4 protein-coding genes are annotated in these 4590 nt (G+C 63.9%); 3 read left to right on the forward strand and 1 reads right to left on the reverse strand.

Annotation, left to right across the window (positions count from 1 at the left end; genetic code table 11):
• The 3 genes from Q0S16_RS03635 to Q0S16_RS03645 form a co-directional block, all read left to right on the forward strand.
• A partial coding sequence (locus tag Q0S16_RS03635; protein WP_295845169.1) for a molybdopterin cofactor-binding domain-containing protein occupies nt 1–1774 on the forward strand: 1774 nt, incomplete at its 5' end.
• A 152-nt stretch (nt 1775–1926) separates the two neighbouring features.
• A complete protein-coding gene (locus Q0S16_RS03640; RefSeq protein ID WP_295845172.1) occupies nt 1927–2727 on the forward strand; it encodes a xanthine dehydrogenase family protein subunit M in 801 nt (266 codons plus the stop codon).
• 118 nt (nt 2728–2845) lie between these two features.
• Complete coding sequence (locus tag Q0S16_RS03645) at nt 2846–3961, forward strand: CaiB/BaiF CoA-transferase family protein (protein ID WP_295845175.1); 1116 nt, start codon at nt 2846–2848, stop codon at nt 3959–3961.
• A 34-nt stretch (nt 3962–3995) separates the two neighbouring features.
• Here the strand turns inward: Q0S16_RS03645 and Q0S16_RS03650 are convergent.
• On the reverse strand, nt 3996–4590 hold a 595-nt coding region (locus tag Q0S16_RS03650; protein WP_295845178.1), incomplete at its 5' end, for a VOC family protein.

Genomic DNA, 4590 nt, shown 5'->3' on the forward strand with positions numbered 1-4590 from the left:
TCGTCTGGTGCCTAATGCGATGGAGCCGCGCGCGGCGATCGCCGAATACAACGACGCCGAAGAGCATTTTACGCTGCACACGACGTCGCAAAATCCGCATGTCGCCCGGCTGGTATTGTCGGCGTTCTACAATATCGCGCAGGAACACAAGCTGCGGGTGGTGGCGCCCGATGTCGGCGGCGGCTTCGGCTCAAAAATCTTCATCTACCCGGAAGAGATGGTGGCGCTGTGGGCGTCGAAGAAAGTGCGCCGCCCAGTGAAGTGGACCGGTGACCGCTCCGAGGCCTTCCTCACCGACGCGCATGGCCGCGATCACGTCTCGCATGCCGAGATGGCGTTCGACGCCAACAACAAGATCCTTGCCTTGCGGGTCAAGACCCACGCCAATTTCGGCGCCTACATGTCGCTGTTCTCGTCCTCGGTGCCGACCTATCTCTACGCCACGCTGCTGTCCGGCCAGTACAATATCCCGGCGATCTATGCCGAGGTGATGGGCGTCTACACCAACACCACGCCGGTCGACGCCTATCGCGGCGCCGGACGGCCGGAGGCGAGCTATCTGCTCGAACGGTTAATGGAAACCGCGGCGCGACAGCTCAAACTCGACCCTGCTGAACTCAGGCGCACCAACTTCATTACCAGCTTCCCGCACCAGACCCCGGTGATCATGGCCTATGACGTCGGCGATTTCGGCGCCTCGCTGGATGCCGCGCTGAAGGCGATCGACTATGCCGGCTTTCCAGCGCGGAAAGCGAAGGCCAAAGCGGACGGTAAACTGCGCGGCATCGGTTTCTCCTGCTATATCGAGGCCTGCGGCATCGCGCCGTCCGCCGCCGTGGGCTCGCTTGGCGCCGGCGTCGGCCTGTGGGAATCCGCCGAGGTGCGGGTCAATCCGGTCGGCACCATCGAGGTGCTGACGGGATCGCACAGCCACGGCCAGGGCCACGAGACCACCTTCGCGCAGCTCGTCGCCGGCCGGCTCGGAATCTCCGTCGACCAGGTCCAGATCGTGCACGGCGACACTGACAAGGTGCAATTCGGCATGGGCACCTATGGCTCGCGCTCAGCGGCGGTCGGCATGTCCGCGATCTTCAAGGCGATGGAAAAAATCGAGGCCAAGGCCAAGAAGATCGCCGCGCACCAGCTCGAAGCCGCGGAGGAGGACATCATCATCGAGAATGGCGAGTTCAAGGTGACCGGCACCGACAAGTCGATCGCGCTGGCGATGGTCGCGCTCGCCGCCTACACCGCGCACAATCTCCCGGACGGCATGGAGCCAGGCCTCAAGGAAGGCGCGTTCTACGATCCCACCAACTTCACCTTCCCGGCCGGCACCTATATCTGCGAGGTCGAGATCGACCCCGGCACCGGCAAGACGGTGATTATCGAGTTCGTCGCGGTGGATGATTTCGGCCGGCTGATCAATCCGATGATCGTCGAGGGCCAGGTCCATGGCGGCCTGACCCAGGGCATCGGCCAGGCGCTGCTGGAGAGCGCGATCTATAATGATGACGGCCAGCCGGTGACGGCCTCGTTCATGGACTACGCGATGCCACGCGCCGACGACGTGCCCTCGTTCAAGCTCAGCCACACCACGACTTTGTGTCCCGGCAATCCGCTGGGCGTCAAGGGCTGTGGCGAGGCCGGCGCGATCGGCTCCTCGCCGGCGGTCATCAACGCCATTACGGATGCGATCGGCCATAACCGGATCGAGATGCCGGCGACGCCCGGACGGGTGTGGGAGGCGATCCAGTTGCAACAGGCGGCGGAATAGTACGACCCCTCCCCGTCATTGCGAGGAGCCCTTGCGACGAAGCAATCCAGCAAAGCCGAAGAAGGACTGGATTGCCGCGTCGCTTCGCTCCTCGCAATGACGGGGATGGGTTGGAGCATAAACAAGAATTTGGTCTCTTGAGGAGATTTGCCATGTACGAGACAACCTACCACCGCCCGGGCAGCGTCGACGAAGCGGTATCGATGTTCGCCCGCGGTACCGAAGCCAAATATCTTGCCGGCGGCCACACGCTGATCCCGGTGATGAAGGTGCGGCTAGCGGCGCCCAGCGACGTCATCGATATCGGCCGCATCAAGGAGCTGATCGGGATCGAGGCCACCGCGGACACACTGATCATCAAGGCGGCCACGACCTATTACGACATCACACAGAGCGCGGCTGCGAAACGCGCAATCCCGGCGATCGTGCACTTGACCTCGGTGCTCGGTGATCCCCATGTGCGCTACCGAGGCACGATTGGCGGATCGCTGGCCAATAATGATCCGGCGGCCGACTATCCCGCCGCGGTGCTGGCGCTGGGCGGCACGGTGCTGACCAACAAGCGGCTGATACCCGCGGACGAATTCTTCAAGGGCCTGTTCTCCACGGCGCTGGAAGACAACGAGATCATCACCGCGGTGTCGTTCCCGATTCCAGCCAAGGCGGCCTATTCGAAGATGCGGCATCCGGCCTCGCGCTTCGCGCTGACCGGCGTGTTCGTCGCGAAGACGAAGGCGGGCGAGGTCCGCGTCGCCGCCACCGGCGCATCGCAGAACGGCGTGATGCGGGTGCCTTCCATCGAGGCGGCGCTGACCGCGAACTGGTCGCCGCAGGCGATCGACAGCGTGTCGATTTCCGCCGAAGGGATGATGGGCGATATCCACGGCTCCTCCGAATACCGCGCCAATCTGATCAAGGTGATGGCACAGCGCGCGGTGGCGGAAGCGGGGTAGCCCGTGAAGATGCCGCGCATGGCCGCATGCGCGATTGCGGCCTTGCCCTCGCGGACATCCGCATAGACAGTTTCCCCAACAATAGGCTCGCCTCCGGCGACGACAAGGGAAACGCCACGTGCAGGATACAACCACCGCCCACGCCCCGACTTCCGCGACGGGGAAAGCCCGGAGCGGCCCGCTGAAAGGCATCCGCATCGTCGAATTCGCCGGCATCGGGCCCGGCCCGTTCGCCGCCATGCTGCTGGCGGATATGGGCGCCGAGGTGATCACGCTGGTGCGGCCAAAGCAGACGCCAAAGGGCGCGGCGGCGCGCGGCCGCACCATCATCGCGGTCGATCTCAAGGATGAGGCCAGCATCGCGCAGGTTCTGGCACTGCTCGACGGCGCCGATGCGCTGATCGAAGGATTTCGTCCCGGCGTGATGGAGCGGCTCGGGCTCGGCCCCGATGCCGTCCACGCCCGCAATCCAAAGCTGGTCTATGGCCGCATGACCGGCTGGGGCCAGAATGGTCCGCTGGCGCAGGCCGCGGGGCATGACATCAACTACATTTCGATCACCGGTGCGCTGGCTGCGATTGGAGGCGCCGACAAACCTGTGCCGCCGCTCAACCTGGTGGGCGATTTTGGCGGCGGCTCGATGTATCTGATAATGGGCCTGCTGGCGGCGCTGCTGGAAGCCGGCCGTTCCGGCCACGGCCAGGTGGTGGACGCGGCGATGTGTGACGGCGCGGCGTCGCTGATGACCATGTTCTTCGACATGACGGCATCGGGGCGCTGGAAGGAAGGCCGCGAGCGCAACATGCTCGACGGCGGCGCGCATTTCTACGGCGTCTATGAATGTAGCTGCGGCGGTTTCATCTCGATCGGATCGATCGAGCCGCAATTCTACGCGCAGCTGCGCGACCTCGCCGGGCTTGGTGATGCCTGCTATGACAACCACATGGATCCTGCGAACTGGCCGGCGCTGAAACAGAAACTGACGGCTGTGTTCAGGACCAGGAGCCGCGACCAGTGGTCGTCGATCATGGAAGGCACCGACGTCTGCTTTGCGCCGGTCCTCACCATGTCGGAGGCAGGGCAGCATCCGCACATGATGGCGCGCGAAGTCTTCATCCAGCACGAGGGCCACACCCAGCCCGCCCCGGCGCCCCGCTTTTCCCGCACCCCGTCCCTCGCGCGCGCGCCGGTAACGGCTGAATTGGCTGAGGTGGTGAAGGGGTGGACGTCATAGCCGCCTTCAAGCGGCAAGGCTGTTCCGCGGACTGCTACGCCGCGCCCTTCAGCCGCAGCACGCCGCGGCGGAGCTGATCTTCCTCGATCGATTCGAACAGCGCTTTGAAATTGCCCTCACCAAAACCGTCATCGCCCTTGCGCTGGATGAACTCGAAGAAAATCGGCCCGATCGCATTGGCGGAGAACAGCTGCAGCAGCACCTTGGTCTCGCCGCCCGCCACTACGCCCTCGCCATCGATCAGAATGCCGTCGCGCTTCAGCCTGGCGACGTCCTCGCCATGATGCGGCAACCGCGCATCGATCTTGTCGAAATAGGTTTGCGGCGGCGCCGGCATGAAAGTCAGGCCATCAACGCGCAGTCGTTCCACAGTCTGGTAGATATCCTGCGCGCCACAGGCGATGTGCTGGATGCCCTCGCCACGATAGATATTCAGATATTCCTCGATCTGGCCGGCATCGCCGGCATCCTCGTTGATCGGAATCCGTATCTTGCCGTCCGGACTGGTCAATGCGCGTGAAAACAGGCCGGAGGCACGGCCCTCGATGTCGAAGAAGCGAATCTGGCGGAAGTTGAACAGTTTTTCGTAAAAGCCGGTCCAGACGTCCATGCGGCCACGATGCACATTG

Origin of the sequence: Tardiphaga sp., assembly GCF_025356345.1 — a bacterium.
Lineage (GTDB): Bacteria > Pseudomonadota > Alphaproteobacteria > Rhizobiales > Xanthobacteraceae > Tardiphaga.